The organism is Acidovorax sp. Leaf73, assembly GCF_916855635.1.
GTDB classification, from domain to species: Bacteria; Pseudomonadota; Gammaproteobacteria; order Burkholderiales; family Burkholderiaceae_C; genus Acidovorax; species Acidovorax facilis.
This window is the reverse complement of the sequence record NZ_CAKASI010000002.1, coordinates 374416-387991: the sequence shown is the minus strand read 5'-3', so window position 1 is coordinate 387991 and position 13576 is coordinate 374416. Positions and strand designations below refer to the sequence as shown.

At 61.4% G+C, this 13576-nt stretch carries 14 protein-coding genes; all 14 read left to right on the top strand.

The window, feature by feature from the left end; all coding sequences use genetic code 11:
- Positions 1-348 precede the first annotated feature (348 nt).
- The 14 genes from LPA35_RS08120 (at position 349) to LPA35_RS08055 (ending at position 13543) form a co-directional block, all read left to right on the top strand.
- Positions 349-669, top strand: a complete 321-nt coding sequence (locus LPA35_RS08120) for an AlpA family phage regulatory protein (RefSeq protein ID WP_255669577.1) — start codon at positions 349-351, stop codon at positions 667-669.
- Positions 666-1004, top strand: a complete 339-nt coding sequence (locus LPA35_RS08115) for an ogr/Delta-like zinc finger family protein (protein WP_228896392.1) — start codon at positions 666-668, stop codon at positions 1002-1004. The genes LPA35_RS08120 and LPA35_RS08115 overlap by 4 nt, the downstream gene beginning before the upstream one ends.
- Positions 1005-1508: 504 nt before the next feature.
- Positions 1509-1862, top strand: a complete 354-nt coding sequence (locus tag LPA35_RS08110; protein WP_228896390.1) for a hypothetical protein — start codon at positions 1509-1511, stop codon at positions 1860-1862.
- Complete coding sequence (locus LPA35_RS08105; protein ID WP_228896387.1) at positions 1859-2005, top strand: hypothetical protein; 147 nt, start codon at positions 1859-1861, stop codon at positions 2003-2005. The genes LPA35_RS08110 and LPA35_RS08105 overlap by 4 nt, the downstream gene beginning before the upstream one ends.
- Entirely contained in the window at positions 2002-2697 is a 696-nt protein-coding gene (locus tag LPA35_RS08100) for a hypothetical protein (protein WP_228896385.1), read from the top strand. The genes LPA35_RS08105 and LPA35_RS08100 overlap by 4 nt, the downstream gene beginning before the upstream one ends.
- 10 nt (positions 2698-2707) lie before the next feature.
- A complete protein-coding gene (locus LPA35_RS08095; protein WP_228896383.1) occupies positions 2708-5788 on the top strand; it encodes a hypothetical protein in 3081 nt (1026 codons plus the stop codon).
- A complete protein-coding gene (locus LPA35_RS08090; protein WP_228896382.1) occupies positions 5788-6534 on the top strand; it encodes a hypothetical protein in 747 nt (248 codons plus the stop codon). Before LPA35_RS08095 ends, LPA35_RS08090 begins: the two co-directional genes overlap by 1 nt.
- The gene (locus tag LPA35_RS08085; RefSeq protein ID WP_228896380.1) at positions 6531-6959 is read left to right on the top strand and encodes a hypothetical protein; all 429 of its coding nucleotides are present in this window, start codon (positions 6531-6533) and stop codon (positions 6957-6959) included. The genes LPA35_RS08090 and LPA35_RS08085 overlap by 4 nt, the downstream gene beginning before the upstream one ends.
- 96 nt (positions 6960-7055) lie before the next feature.
- The gene (locus LPA35_RS08080) at positions 7056-7262 is read left to right on the top strand and encodes a hypothetical protein (protein ID WP_228896377.1); all 207 of its coding nucleotides are present in this window, start codon (positions 7056-7058) and stop codon (positions 7260-7262) included.
- 14 nt (positions 7263-7276) lie between these two features.
- A complete protein-coding gene (locus tag LPA35_RS08075; RefSeq protein WP_228896376.1) occupies positions 7277-8002 on the top strand; it encodes a hypothetical protein in 726 nt (241 codons plus the stop codon).
- A gap of 271 nt (positions 8003-8273) precedes the next feature.
- Positions 8274-9095 carry a hypothetical protein gene (locus LPA35_RS08070; protein WP_228896374.1) on the top strand — a complete coding sequence of 274 codons (822 nt, stop codon included), beginning with the start codon at positions 8274-8276 and terminating at the stop codon, positions 9093-9095.
- A 1146-nt stretch (positions 9096-10241) separates the two neighbouring features.
- Positions 10242-10895, top strand: coding sequence for a hypothetical protein (locus LPA35_RS08065; protein ID WP_228896372.1), 654 nt, complete (start codon positions 10242-10244; stop codon positions 10893-10895).
- A gap of 632 nt (positions 10896-11527) precedes the next feature.
- Positions 11528-12775, top strand: coding sequence for an ATP-binding protein (locus LPA35_RS08060; protein ID WP_228896370.1), 1248 nt, complete (start codon positions 11528-11530; stop codon positions 12773-12775).
- Between the two features lie 111 nt (positions 12776-12886).
- Positions 12887-13543, top strand: a complete 657-nt coding sequence (locus LPA35_RS08055; protein WP_228896368.1) for a competence protein CoiA — start codon at positions 12887-12889, stop codon at positions 13541-13543.
- The last annotated feature ends 33 nt before the right edge of the window (positions 13544-13576 follow it).

Here is a 13576-nt window from a genome sequence, read left to right as displayed (position 1 = left end):
CTGCCCCGGAGGCAATTTCGCCGCGCGCGTTTGGCGCGAAACAAACCCACGAAACCCACCAAACCCACCAACCGGCCGCCGGTTGTGCCCCCAGTTCGGCACGGATGTGCCCCCAGCCAGCCCGGTTTCTGCCCCCAGACCTGACCGGCCGCGCGATAACTCTGCGCGCCACCGTCCAGAAATAACCCCCTCAAACCCACCAAACCCACCACGCGGCGGGCTGACCACCTGCCCAAAGTCCGCCTTTCGGCGTCCGCCCCGGCCACTTCGCCCAACTTCAGCATGTGTAGAGCGCGCACACATGCAGCACTCGTTTGTCCACGGCCGTCTGTCCATGACCATAGAGGCATGCACTCATCCACCGACATCCAACACGCAAAAAACACCCCTGCCTCTGAGTTGCGCCCTGTGCGCAATCGCCTGCTACGCCTGGCTGACGTGAAGCACATGACCGGCCTTGGCCGCAGCACGATCTATGCAGCCATCCGGGCCAAGTCCTTCCCGGCCGCCGTGAACCTGACAGCGCACGCCGTCGCGTGGCGAGAGTCAGAGATCGATGCATGGATCGCAGCCAGACCGGCCGCCGCCCTCCCCGTCGAACCACCGCCGCCGCCTGCTCCGAAGCCCAAGGCCCAGCGCGCAACCGTCACGGCACGGAGGGGTGCATGAGAATGCGCTGCCCCCACTGCAAGAGCTGGGCGAACGTGCGCAACAGCGTCGAAGTAACGCCCCTGCTGCGCGAGCTGTTCCTCGTTTGCAAGAACGCCGCCTGTGGCCACACCTTCGCGGCCGCCACCGAGATCAACCGCACCTTGTCCCCATCGGCCACGCCTGATCCGTCCATCCTGCTGCCCCTGAGTCCCCACGTCCGGCGCCGTGACGTGATGGAACAGATGGCACGCCACCCTATCGCCCAGTGCGACCGCCTGCCCCCGGCTGATGCCGACCGCGCAGGCGCAGAGACCGACGAGATAGAGACCGACGCGGCCGCCCTAGCGCCGTAGGTCCACCCCCACCCCACAGCACCGCCTTGCGGAGCCGTTTTGCGGCCCTGCGGCCCGAACTCCGCCCAAACAAACCCGCTTGCCCTTTTGCGCCCTTGATTCCCATGACCACCACCCCCAGCTCCTGCAGTCCTGGCCAGCCTGTTTGCCGTCCGTGCAATACCGCACACGCCGCGAACTTGCCGCGCCAGTTCGCCCCCAAACACCCACCAAAATCAACCAAACCCACCACGCGTCGCTATACTTCGGGCGTTACGTCACAAAAAGGCGTAATCGGGATTGGCGTCCCGTGTAACCCGCTGCGACGCAAGCCGCAGCCTCTCCCGCAGAGCACCTGCGGCTTGTTTGTTCGCGCCTCCAAGTTTTGGCGGCTCGGATGGGGAGCCGCAAGGCTCGCCGGTTCGCGCAAGCGGGTTCCCGGTACGCCAACCTGTTCGAGCCGCCGCCCCCAATTGGCGTTGGGAGTGACGGTTTTTGCAAACCGAACTCGCTTGGAGGCCCCCCATGGCTGACCGTACCCCCTCGGGCGCATCCGCGTCCGGCGCAGCTGCACGCGCGCATTCCTCTCCCTCTTGCTCTTGCCCTCCCCCTCTCGCTGACCGCGCCCCGCGTTTGCTGGCCCTTGATGCCGACGACAACGCAGGCGACCTGCGCACCACGCTGCAGGCCTATGGCGCCATCGAGAAGCTCATGAGCTGCCACGGCGCGCAGGACAGCCAAACCATCGTCGCCCATCGCGACGAGCTGGGCGCCCTGCTGCGGCTGGTGAACGACCGCTTTGCCCAGGACCTGGACGCGCTGGACTCCACGCTGCGGACCCTGCACAGCGCCCTCTGCGCACGGGAGACCCTGCAATGAAGACCTACCTCATCAAGTGCATTGACGGGGCGGGCACATTCCACCGCTACACCCAGCAGGCCGCATCGCATGTGGCCATCGGCTCTAACGCTTTCGAGCGCTTTGGAGACCTGCGTTTGCTGAGCGTGCGGAGGGTGTCATGAACGCGCCCGTTCGCATCAATCTCCAACACGCCTACGAACAGAACCGCCAGCGAATCGCCCAGCTTTGGAGCGAGGCAAAGGCCATTGCGTCCGGCGATGCAGCGAGCCGCTATCTGGTGCGCCAGGGCGTGCACGCTGCGTGGCCCGACACGCTGCGCCTGCATCCCGCGCTCGACTACTGGCACACCGACAGCCAGGGCCGCGCGGCCTGCATCGGCACCTTTCCCGCGCTGCTGGCGGCGCTGGAAATCGACGTGCATCCGCATGGGTTGTTCAAGCCTGCAATCCGTCACACGGTGGCTCTGCAGCGCTTTTATCTGACCACACGCGGCACACCTGCCCCGGTGCCTTCGTTCATCAAGGCCACGGGCACCGATGGGCACATCAAGGGCGCGGCGGTGCGGCTTGCTCCGCCGCGTGCGCAGGCCGATGGCGTGGTGCTGGGTGTCGCCGTGGGCGTGGTGTCCGCGCTGCGCTTCGCCTCTGCACTGCGCATGCCGGTGTGGGCCGTGTCCGATGCGGCGGCGCTCGCGCATTTCCGCTGGCCACGCGAGGTCACGCACCTGCATGTGTTCACCGACACCAGCGAGGCCGCGCACGCCGTGCCCGCCTGCGAGCTGGCGCGCAAGGCCGCGCGCTGCGGGCTGAGCAGCTACGTCCAGACCATCACCAATCCCGCTCCCAACGTTTGAAGGAATCACCATGGCAAAGAAGAAGGCCAACGCCACAAGCACGGGCGCGGCATCGAACGACACCAGCGCACAAGCCGCAGTGCCAGCGACCGCAGCAGCTCGCGCTCCCGCGCTGCAGTTCACCGTGTTCACCTCCACCGAGCCCGAGCGGCTTACCAAGGTGCTGAGTCTGAACCGCGACGGCACGCTGAACAAACAGGCGGCCGCTTCGATGATGGCGGGCACTGCGCAGCGTGTGCGCGTCAGTGGCTTGAATGAACTCGCGCAGGCACTGGACCACCTGAACCCGGCACAGGCCGTGGGCTGGGGCATCTGCGCGCCGGAACAGGCCGCCATCGTGGCGGAGCGGGATGCGCAGGTGAACGATGGAGCGCACGGAGCCATCTCCCGCACGCGCCAACACTTCGCGTTTCCGCGTGGCCCTGGCGTGCTGATGCTCGATCACGATGGGTGCCCGAACGGCGAGCTGAACGCGGACGAGCTGCGCCAGCGTTTAATCGATGCATGCCCCGCGCTGGCCGATGCGCCCATGCTGTGGCGGCCGAGCTGTTCGGCTGGTGTGCAGGCGCCTGATGGGCGCGTGCTGTCGGGCTTGGACCGGCACCGCCTTTACATCCCGGTGCGCGATGCCTCACGCATCCCGGACGCGGGCAAGACGCTGTTCACGCTGCTGTGGGCCTTTGGCCAAGGCTGGTATGAGGTGGGCCGCGCTGGGCAAGCGCTGGAGCGGTCCCTCATTGATGCGACCGTGTGGCAACCCGAGCGGCTGGACTTCTGCGCGCCCCCGGTGCTGCTGGACGGCCTGGACCGCCCTGGCTCTGCAGCGCGCATTTATGGCGATCCTTCGGCCCTGTTCGACCTGGGCTTGATCGAATGCGACGGCGAGACCCGCAAGCAGGTGCAGAGCCTCAAGCGCGCGAAGCGCGAGGCCATCGCCGGGCAGTGTGCGGCGCAGCGTGAACGCTGGGCCAATGCCAAAGCGCCATCGCTCGCCATGCGGCGCGGCATACCGCTGGAGAAGGCGCGGGATGTGCTGGTGCGCGCGAGCGAGAAGCGGGTTCTCATGGGCCACTTCATGCTCACATCCGCCGAAGGCGAGCCGGTCTCTGTCGGGGAGATTCTGGACGCCCCGGACCGCTGGCACAACACGCAGTTCGCGGACCCGCTGGACCCGGACACAGACCGGCGTGTGGCCGTGGTGAACCTCAAGAGCGGGCAGCGGCCGTACCTCTACACGCACCGCCATGGGGGCATGCGCTTTGAGCTGATGCGGCAGTCGGCGCGCGTGCAGATTGGGCGGGGGATGCGTGTCGCAACGACCGACGCTGTTTTGTCCGTCCTCAAGAGCCGGGGCGAGCTGTTCGACTATGGCGAGGGGGCGATTGCCTACGTCAGCGAGGGCAAGGCCCGGCCCGTGTCACCCGACTGGCTCACGGACCACATGGGACGCGTGTGCGACTTCTATTCGGTGCGCAAGCGCAAGGATTCGGCGGGCGATGACCAGACCGAAGAAGGTGCAGAAGACGCGCCGCTGGGCGTGGCGCGCGCCATCCTGGCCAAGCATGGCGAGCGGGGGTTCAAGAAGCTTGTCGCCGTGGTCACAGCCCCCACGCTGCGGCTCGATGGTTCCATTCTGGACCGCCCCGGGCACGACGACGTTTCCGGGCTGCTGTTCTACAGCGAGCACCCGAACCCGCCGAAGGTGCCCAGCAGTCCCACGCCAGCCGATGCGCTGGCGGCCCTGCGCTTCCTGTGGCGCCCCCTGGCCTTGTTCCCGCTGGTGGACGATGTGGCGCGAGGTGTGGTGCTGCATGGCCTGCTGTCGGCCGCGTTGCGGGCGAGTCTGCCCACTGCCCCCGGCATTGGTTTGGATGCGCCTGCGGCGGGGAGTGGCAAGACGCTGCTTGCCCGTTGTATCGGGATTCTGGCGATGGGTGCAGACCCGGCCATCCTGCCGCCCGCAGACACCGACGAAGAAACCCGCAAGCGCCTGTTTGCCGTGCTGCGCGAGGGCCAGCGCGTGGTGCTCTGGGACAACGTGCGCGAGCCCTTAGGGTCCGCGTCGCTCGATGCGTTTCTGACCGCACCCACGTTCGCCGACCGCATCCTGGGCAGTAGTGAGACCGTGACGCTACCGAACCGGGCGCTGTTCATCGCCACGGGCAACAACCTGCGCATGACCTCGGACACCTGCCGCCGGGTGCTGACGGCGCGCATCGACACGCAGAGCGAGAAGCCCTACACGCGAGATTTTTCTTTCGACCCGGCGCAGATGATGACGAACGACCGGCTGCAGTACGTGGTGGCCGCGCTCACCATCGTGCGGGCCTACATCACGGCCGGGCGGCCCAAGGTGGCCAAAGGGCGCACGGCAAGCTTCGAGCATTGGGATGATCTGGTGCGGCAGCCGCTGTGCTGGCTGGCGGGGTTGGTGCGGCAAGCCGGGGACCCGGAACTGCCATCGTTGGGCGACCCGATGGAGGCGGCCGCCAGGGCCTTCGAGCAGGACCCGGAGACCACCAAGCTGGCCGCGATGCTGGAGGCGTGGCACGAGGCTTTCGGGGGGATGCAAACGACCGTGGCCAGTGTCATCCGGCGCGGCGATACCGACGAGCGGCTGGGCGGGGCGATGGACGAGATTGCAGGGCAGGCCGGGAAGGTCAACTCGCGCATGTTGGGCCGCTGGGTGGAACGGATGACCGGGCGCATCGTCGGGGGCAAGCAGTTCGTGCGGCAAGGGTTGAGGGCGGGTGTCCTCCATTGGTCGGTGCATTCCCTGACCTCCGCGAACGCGGTGCGTCCATCGCCGGAAATAAACCCTCCAAAACCCACCAAACCCACCAACGGCGATCTGGAGGGCGCCAATCGCGGGCCGCGAAACGTGGACGCGCCATTGACCGCTACAAACCCACCAAAAGGCACCAAACCCACCAAAACGGGGGGTCCGGACGCCTCCGATGCCCCCGGCGCGGTGGGTTTGGTGGGTTATGGGGGGTTTATTCCAGACGAAACGCGCGCGAGTTTCGGAGGGACGGCGGCGCCTGCCTGGCCAAACAGCGGCGACTCGACCGACGATGTGGAGGTGTTCTGATGACCGCCGCGCGTTCGGGCCAAGCTCCCGCCTTGGTGGGTTTGGTGGGTTTTGGGGGGTTTACTTCGGACGACCGGCGCACCGAGATTTGCGAAACCGTGCCAGAAGGCGAGCCCACCGTGGTGGGTTTGGGGGGTTTTGGTGGGTGTTTGGCGGTCAACGGCGCGCACAAAATTTCCACCGATGCCGAATCCAGCGAGTCCGACGTGGTGGGTTTGGTGCCAATTGGTGGGTTCCTGGCAGCGAATCGACCGAGCACGATTGACCCTCATGTCGATTCCAGTAACGCCGCCGTGGTGGGTTTGGTTGGCTTTGGTGGGTTCCCGCCAGCGGATGGCGCGTCCACGTTTTGCGCTGACACCGGTTTGACCGATGCCGACAAGGCCCTGGCCACGGCCGCGCGGGGCATTCTGCAGACGCTGGAATCCGCTGGGTTGACCCTGGCTGTGACGGATGCCGGAGCGCTGCAGGTCTCGCCCGCAAGTACCTTGCGTCCCGACCAGCGCGTGGCCATCCGCGACCACCGCGCGGGCCTTGTGGCCCTGCTGCGGATGCGTGGCGCGCGGTTCGTTGATGACGAGCGCCACCGCTGCAGCGACTGCGTACACCTGCAGCGCAAAGGCTATTGCGCGATGGCGCAGAAGGGCCTGATGCCGGGCGTCAATCCGTGGTTCATGCCAGCGCCCAACGTGCTGCAGCACTGTCACTTCTTCCACCCGAACGCGGTGGAACTGGGGGCGCCATGAGCAAGGCTACTTTCGCCACCGGCGACACCACACCGGCCAAGGCTCCCATGTCGAACGCAGAGCGCCAGCGCAAGCACCGCGAGAAGCGCAAGGCGGAGTTGCAGGCATTACGCGCCGGTGCTGCGGCCCCGCTGTTGTTGCGGCTGGCTCAGCCTTTGCCATCGGCTTTACCAGTTGCAGCCTCTGCGCTGCCCGATGACTCGCCATCCCTGCGCATGCAGCTCGATGCGGCCCGCAAGCGCTGCGAAGTGCAGGCGGCAGAGCTGGCGGCCCTGCGTGCTGAGCATGAGCCCTTGGTGGCCCGTTTGCTGGCCTTGCGTACGGTGCTGAGGGCCGTCATCGGCAAGTTCTCACCGGCGGCCCGGCATGTGGCGCGCAGCCACTTGCAGGAGACCGGGTTTATCGAGTGGCTGGACGCTGATTGATCGTGGCCAGGGCCTCGCCCTGCCCGGCCGCTGTGCCTGGCTTTTGTTCTTCTTTTTCTCCGTGTTCCCTTCCATTTTTTCCTCTGAAAGTTCACCATGTTTGCCAATGAAACCCAGGCCCGCGCGGCCTATGTCTCCGCCAATCGCAAGCTCGAATCCGCCCTGGCGGAATACACGCAAGCGCGCACCGAGCTGCACAAGATCACCGGCGAGTTCTCTGCCGTCGATCAGAAGCTGTCTCTTCAATTCAACACGCGCACGGGCCACGCCCAGTCCGCAGAAATCACGCTCACCGACTGCTGAAAGAAATCACAACCATGACCACCGCATCCAACACCACCACCCCGATTCAAGATGAGTTGACCCAGGCCCAGGCGGCCTACGACACCGCGCTGCAGACGTTGCTCAAGGCCTGCGCGGATTTCAACGAGGGCTCGGGCAAGCAGTACGCGGAGCTGATGCAGCGCCATGCGGACCTGCGCGGCAAGATCGCCGCCCATGAGGCTGCGGCAGAGACCGCCACGCTGGAGTTCAAGCAGTTGCTGGCGGCCGCGAATTTTGAGAAGACGAAGGCCGTGAAAGAGGCGCTGTTCAAGAAGAACGACGCCCTGGCCATTGCCGAAGAACTGCGCGAGGTGCTGGCCGATTCGGAGCGTACGACTTTGCCCCTGCGCGCCAGTGCTTCGCGCGCTGCGGAGCACTACGCCAACGCACACGAGGCGGCCTATGGGGCCTATGCGCGGCTGGAAGCCTACAAGGCCCTGGCGGAGTCCGAAGAGGCGCTCACGCGGGCCATGGCGCTGATGACGCATGCATCGGAGCCCACGGGCATCGACCGGCAAGCCGACGATCCACGGGCCTACCGGATGAAGTTCATCTGGCAGCGCCTGTCGGCCGTGGCGATGGAGCGGCCGGAGGCACAGCAGCGGCCCGAAGTGGAGGCACTGGGGCCGCTGGAGCTGGGGGCGTTTGCGGGGCGTGCGTTCCTTACGCCGGTGAAGGTGATGCAGTTGCAGCGGGCGGAGGCGGAGGCGACGGCCTGAGCGTCAACATGAACCGAGCCGGGCGCATGCCCTGGCCCTGAAACACGAAAGGCCCCGGCAGCAATGTCGGGGCCTTTTTTTGCAGGTCGGCATTCGGCGAATCGCGGTCGTTCATGACGAAGTACTGTGCCCAGACAGTTCGGCTGAAAAAATCCACCTCAGCCAGGGATGGTCGATGTCAACAAGAAAGACGAACAGTTTCATAACAATAAGCTTCGGCTAGGATTCAGCCCAACCATTGAACAGGACTTTGCTTCGTATGGAACATCACATGCTGCTTGTCGACATCGCGGGCCAGTTCCACCGCAATGGCGCCAATCTCGCTGTCACTACGGGTGGTGTTGCAATCGCGGCCGACCGTGCCGACTATGTCCGGAGTCTCCTGCCTCCCGGCCTTCCCAAGTGGGGGCAGTGCACTTTTGCACAGGCGAAGGAAGTGGGGCGGATCGTGGCACGCGAGTGCCTTGCGGTCGGCGCAGTAACCCGAGATCTCGCGACGCTAGCGTGGCAGAAATTCTGGGAAGACAGCGCGGCCCACGAACACATGTTGAACCGCCTCCAAGGCGGAAAGGCAGGCCTGCTGAAGGCCGCTAACATCGCCAGGACCATGGCCCTCCTTGATGGTGCGGTAATCGCAAGCGGCCATGCTGCATATCTGTCGAAAGCAATCGAACGTGCGCAAGCGCATGGCCCCATAACCATTAGTCAAACGCTGATTTTTGATGATGAGCTTGGCGGCGAAAGCCGAGAGTCATTCATGGAGTTATGGAATGGAGCGCGACCTCAATTCAGAACCCAGACGGTTGGCGTCACATTCAAGACTTGTGATGTCCGAATGACAACGGAAGAAGATGAGCCATTGCTCATGCTTCCCGACTATGTGGCAGGCTTGCACCATTGCGTACAGTTAGCGGATGCGGGGCCGAACACGTTTCCATTGACAGCCTCCCAAGCCAGTGAGTGCTTAGCCTCGATGAGAAGCAGAAAACTCAAGATCGTCAAGAACTCTTTCGATCTTGACTATCGCTCAATGTTTGGTGACGCCATCGCGGCCGCCGAATCTGAGATGCGCAGACGATATCCGAACGGTTGACTACTTCTACCCGACAGGAAGAAGCCCGGCGACACCCGCAACTTCGGTGCATTTCGATAAAGCCTTGTGTTTCGACCAGAAAAGCTAGGCTCCGCTTATGTGCGCCGATGTCGGCTTCGACTGTTTGAGCGGGCCACGCGAATTCGCCCGATTGGTGTCACCAGCTCCGTAGGCTGCAAAGCGTTCATTCCGATTGCCTGCGCGAAAGTAAGCATCGATCCCGAAGCCAACGGTGCATACGCCCTAAAGCTGGCAATGACTCACAGTCGGCTTGCTCGCAGTCCGAAAGTGCCATTGGAAAACTCTAGCCCTGCCCGCTGACACGCTATAGTTTGCAGAGTTGAAAATTGCCTGGTTTAGCGGAAACTTGTATTTGGACGTTTGAACAGCCCTGTGCCTCAAGACCCAGGTTGCAAGCTATTTCCAGGACAAACCAGTGTCAAAAATATCCCGCACGATCCAGTTTTATCTCGCTGGTTTTGCGACCTAAATTGCGTTAGAGCTTGCCATGCCGAATCCGCGCAGTCTGACAAAGCAAAAGCATGAACGCTACCAAGTAGGGCTGCTTGTTGGCGAGCTGAATCGGCGACATCGATCAACGTACCAAGTGGTAGCCGAACCGGATCCACCAGAGGCAATCATTCGTTCCGGACGCACCACGCGATGGGCGGAGGTCGTCACCGCCTTTTGGAATGAGGCGTACGCGAGAGATCTCAATTCCTACGCAACGCCGGGTGAAACTCACGCGTCTGTGGGGAATGGGCCGTTCATGGACATGGATCTTGAGTTCGCCTCCAAGTTCGTCACGGCACTGAAGTCGAAGATGGAGAAGAAGGGGTACGTACCGTTCCGCGAGCAGTATGGCCCTGGATATCTAGTTGCCTCCATACAGTACCCATTTCTGGACGCACACACCTTTGAGTGCATTCGAGAGGAGTGGCAACGGAGCCAAGTCAATGACCTCGGCTGCTTTCGCTCTGTCTACGTGACATTTCGCGTAAACCCGGGATATCGAGTAGTTCGATGGAGGCCGGAGTGATGATCGCTAACAGGTCGTTCGACACGGACGCCCAACGGCGGCCTCTCGCTTCGCTCCGGTCCTCTCTTTCGGTCGCCGATGAACCCCGACGATAGACAACACAACACATGGAAAGCGCACTCTCAGCCCTTGAAGCATTGATAGAACGGCATGCTGAGGTAGGCAAAGGTTTGTATGACCGATGCGAAGGTAGCCTCTACCCTGCTGATACGGTGGCCCTCGCGGTGCTAGATAGATCAATGAGCTTGATCCGAGGGTTCGTACTTCTCGCACGAAATGGCGGCTACATACCGGCTGCGGGTTTGCTGAGGATGCAGCTAGACAACGTGCTCCGGTTCTACGGCATCAAGCTATCTGGCGATCCACACGGAGTTGCCAACAAGGTAATTCAAGGCGTAGCGCTAAGAAAGATTGCCGATACCTCTGGCAAGAAGATGACAGACGCACGCCTGAAAGAACTTTTGGCGATAACCAACCCTTGGGTCAATCACGTCTATGCCTTGTCGTCTGGGTACATCCATCTGTCTGAGCAGCACGTGATGCACCTATTGCAAAGATCCGCGCGAGACGAGGACGGGGTCCGACAGCTGGCAATCGGAGATGAGGACGAATACCTCAGTGAAGAGCAACGGCTTGACCTCGCAAACACATTCCTTGTGATATCGAAGGGAGTGTCAGAGCTTGTCAAAAGTTGGTCCTCTGATCGGGAGTCTTACGGCACAAAGGCTGAAGTAGCCGCAAGATTCAAAAGTGCCGTTTAACCCTTCAATCGCGAGACCAGTCTTTAGCCGCCACGGCTGCTTTTTGGCCGAATATTGACGCGCCGTCTTTCTAGCCCGTAACGTAACCGGGCACTTGCCCTCATTCGATAGTGGCAAACAAAGTCCGTCAAATCCCGTCATCCGAAACAACTCGGAAATCGACCCCAAGGCCGCACCACGCCTTACGCAGCCCACGGTCGGCAAGGTCGGCAAAAGCGGGCTGTTTAGAGGGCAGGTGAGGCGGGGTCTCCACTGCGCGCTGGGGCCCACGTAGGACCTTGTCAAGAACCAGGCCTGTCCATAGTCCTGCAGGGAATACCATAGTGCGCTCAATTGGGTTCTGGCATTGACGGAGGGCGAATTGACAGGTTCGGTAGAAACAGCCTGGCAAGGAGGCGAGCGAGGCTGGATCCTCCCTACTCCCCATCACGCTTCGACCTGTTTTGCGCTGAGGGAGCCAGATGGATTCCGTCGGTTGATCTCTGGTGTAGTCATGTTGGAAAACGTCACCCCAAACGTTGTAACCGCTGGCCGAATATCGAGTACCTACCCCCTATGCAAGTACAAGCCCCGACAAAGCTACACGCTCACAACTGATATTCTCACTCTCGGTTACATCCGCAGAGGAAAAAATGAAACGCAGCGAAGTTTTTACGCCGACTACCCAGCCAACCGTCACATACATCGGCGAACACCTGACTGAGAAGAGACGCACCCTCAGACGTGCCCTCGAAATGGGAGGTGCGGTGGTTACGTTAGCGGGACCTTCCAAATCCGGCAAGACCGTGTTTGTTGAAACTGTGGTGGGGAAAGATAACCTTATTCAAGTCACAGGGGCCAGCGTTTCCAGTGCCGATATTCTGTGGAAGCGAGTCTTTGACAAAGTGGGAACTCCAATCCCGAGCACACAGGCGGTGGCCAACTCACAGGAGCAATCTCAAGGTGGATCAATTGAACTCGGCGCCCCCGGCTGCAAGGTGGCAGGTTCGCTTGGAGGAAAAGCACAAGCAGGCAGTACGGTCACGAGCAGCATTGCGCCCGACTATCTGAACCTCATCGTCCGAGAGTTCTCTGGAACCGACTTCATCATCTTCATAGATGATTTTCACTACATCCCCAAACCAATCCAGGACGAAATTGCGACTCTGGTAAAGGAAGCTGTGCGACAAGGGGTCATGTTCGTGTGCGCGTCCGTGCCGTACCACGCAGATGACGTCATTTTGGCTAACCCTGACCTGCGGGGGCGAATGGTAAAAATTGACTTCGACTACTGGAATCCCCTAACACTTAAAAAGATTGCAGAGAAGGGGTTCGAGGCATTAAACATTAGCGTGCCAGACGCAATCGTTGAAGCGTTTTCTCGTGAGGCAGCTGGGTCCCCTCAGCTGATGCAGTCGCTATGTCTAAACCTCTGCCACGAGTTGGAGATAAAGCAACGCAGCGAGACAAAAAAGCAAGTTCCATGCGACTTGGCGATCATCAAAAAGGTGTGTGTCATGACATCTTTGATGACGGACTACACATCGGTGATAGATAGCATGAAGGATGGTCCCAAGACTCGCGGGGAACGCAGGAAAACGTACAACCTGCGTGCTGGGGGAGAGCAACTCGATGTGTATCCACTACTCCTTCGCGCGATAGCCGCCGATCCGCCAGAGCTAACTATTCGCTATGCCAATCTCAACGGTCGGATTGAGCGACTTTGCAAGCATGGAGAAAGTCCAAGTGGGTCAAGCGTCACAGGTGCGTGTGCACATATGGCAGAAATCGCGAATGCTTCAGGCAGTGCATCAATTCTGGAATGGGACGGCGAAAGTGATGTGCTCGACATCCGCGATCCATATCTACTTTTTGCGCTGAGGTGGTCCGAGGTTGCTTGACGAACGGGCCGCGACAATTGACGCAGTACCTCCCGGTCGTACTGCTTCCCAGCTGATCGCGTGTTGCGACACATTCCGGCAAAAAATGAGATCCACACAACGAGAGGTCATATGCGATTTGCGCTGGTCAATGGTCAGAGGACTGATGCGCAGCCAAAAACACGGGGACTGTGCCCAGGTTGCAGCAAGGAAGTTACAGCGAAGTGTGGTCCTCACAAAGTCTGGCACTGGGCTCATCTGAGATGTTCCCACTGTGACCCATGGTGGGAGTCAGAGACGCAATGGCATCGCGATTGGAAAAACCGCTTTCCAGTCGAATGGCAAGAGATTCCTTTGCAAAATCCAGTCACTCGCGAACTTCATATTGCCGACGTTCGCACACCGAACGGCTTGGTGATTGAATTCCAGCGGTCAACCATTTCCCCAGAAGAAGTGAACGCGCGTGAACAGTTCTATCAAACGATCGTTTGGGTCGTCGATGGTACGAAAGGACAGTTCGATGCAACTTACTTCAACTTGAGTCGCGGGCGCGTTGTGGATGGCATGGCTTACTTCAAGTTCGTTGGTCGTAGCAAGCTGTTCCATCGCTGGCACAGACACAAGCCCGTCTTCATCGATTTCGGAGACGCAGGCTTCTGGCGTATCGCTAGCTTCGATCCCACAACCAAAGAGGGTTCAGCGCTCCTCGTATCTCGCGATAGCTTTGCTGCACATGCATCTTCAGGATTGACGGATTTCAGTGCAAACGGCGGACCAGCATCGATCTAGCATGTCCTGCGGTTCTCGCCATCCTTTGGTTGT

What these genes read in the sequence shown, in the direction of transcription:
- LPA35_RS08105 (WP_228896387.1), top strand. Translation starts at nt 1,859, where the DNA reads ATGAAGACCTACCTCATCAAGTGCATTGACGGGGCGGGCACATTCCAC.
- LPA35_RS08100 (WP_228896385.1), top strand. Translation starts at nt 2,002, where the DNA reads ATGAACGCGCCCGTTCGCATCAATCTCCAACACGCCTACGAACAGAAC.
- LPA35_RS08085 (WP_228896380.1), top strand. Translation starts at nt 6,531, where the DNA reads ATGAGCAAGGCTACTTTCGCCACCGGCGACACCACACCGGCCAAGGCT.
- LPA35_RS08075 (WP_228896376.1), top strand. Translation starts at nt 7,277, where the DNA reads ATGACCACCGCATCCAACACCACCACCCCGATTCAAGATGAGTTGACC.
- LPA35_RS08095 (WP_228896383.1), top strand. Translation starts at nt 2,708, where the DNA reads ATGGCAAAGAAGAAGGCCAACGCCACAAGCACGGGCGCGGCATCGAAC.
- LPA35_RS08070 (WP_228896374.1), top strand. Translation starts at nt 8,274, where the DNA reads ATGCTGCTTGTCGACATCGCGGGCCAGTTCCACCGCAATGGCGCCAAT.
- LPA35_RS08115 (WP_228896392.1), top strand. Translation starts at nt 666, where the DNA reads ATGAGAATGCGCTGCCCCCACTGCAAGAGCTGGGCGAACGTGCGCAAC.
- LPA35_RS08060 (WP_228896370.1), top strand. Translation starts at nt 11,528, where the DNA reads ATGAAACGCAGCGAAGTTTTTACGCCGACTACCCAGCCAACCGTCACA.
- LPA35_RS08055 (WP_228896368.1), top strand. Translation starts at nt 12,887, where the DNA reads ATGCGATTTGCGCTGGTCAATGGTCAGAGGACTGATGCGCAGCCAAAA.
- LPA35_RS08065 (WP_228896372.1), top strand. Translation starts at nt 10,242, where the DNA reads ATGGAAAGCGCACTCTCAGCCCTTGAAGCATTGATAGAACGGCATGCT.
- LPA35_RS08120 (WP_255669577.1), top strand. Translation starts at nt 349, where the DNA reads ATGCACTCATCCACCGACATCCAACACGCAAAAAACACCCCTGCCTCT.
- LPA35_RS08090 (WP_228896382.1), top strand. Translation starts at nt 5,788, where the DNA reads ATGACCGCCGCGCGTTCGGGCCAAGCTCCCGCCTTGGTGGGTTTGGTG.
- LPA35_RS08110 (WP_228896390.1), top strand. Translation starts at nt 1,509, where the DNA reads ATGGCTGACCGTACCCCCTCGGGCGCATCCGCGTCCGGCGCAGCTGCA.
- LPA35_RS08080 (WP_228896377.1), top strand. Translation starts at nt 7,056, where the DNA reads ATGTTTGCCAATGAAACCCAGGCCCGCGCGGCCTATGTCTCCGCCAAT.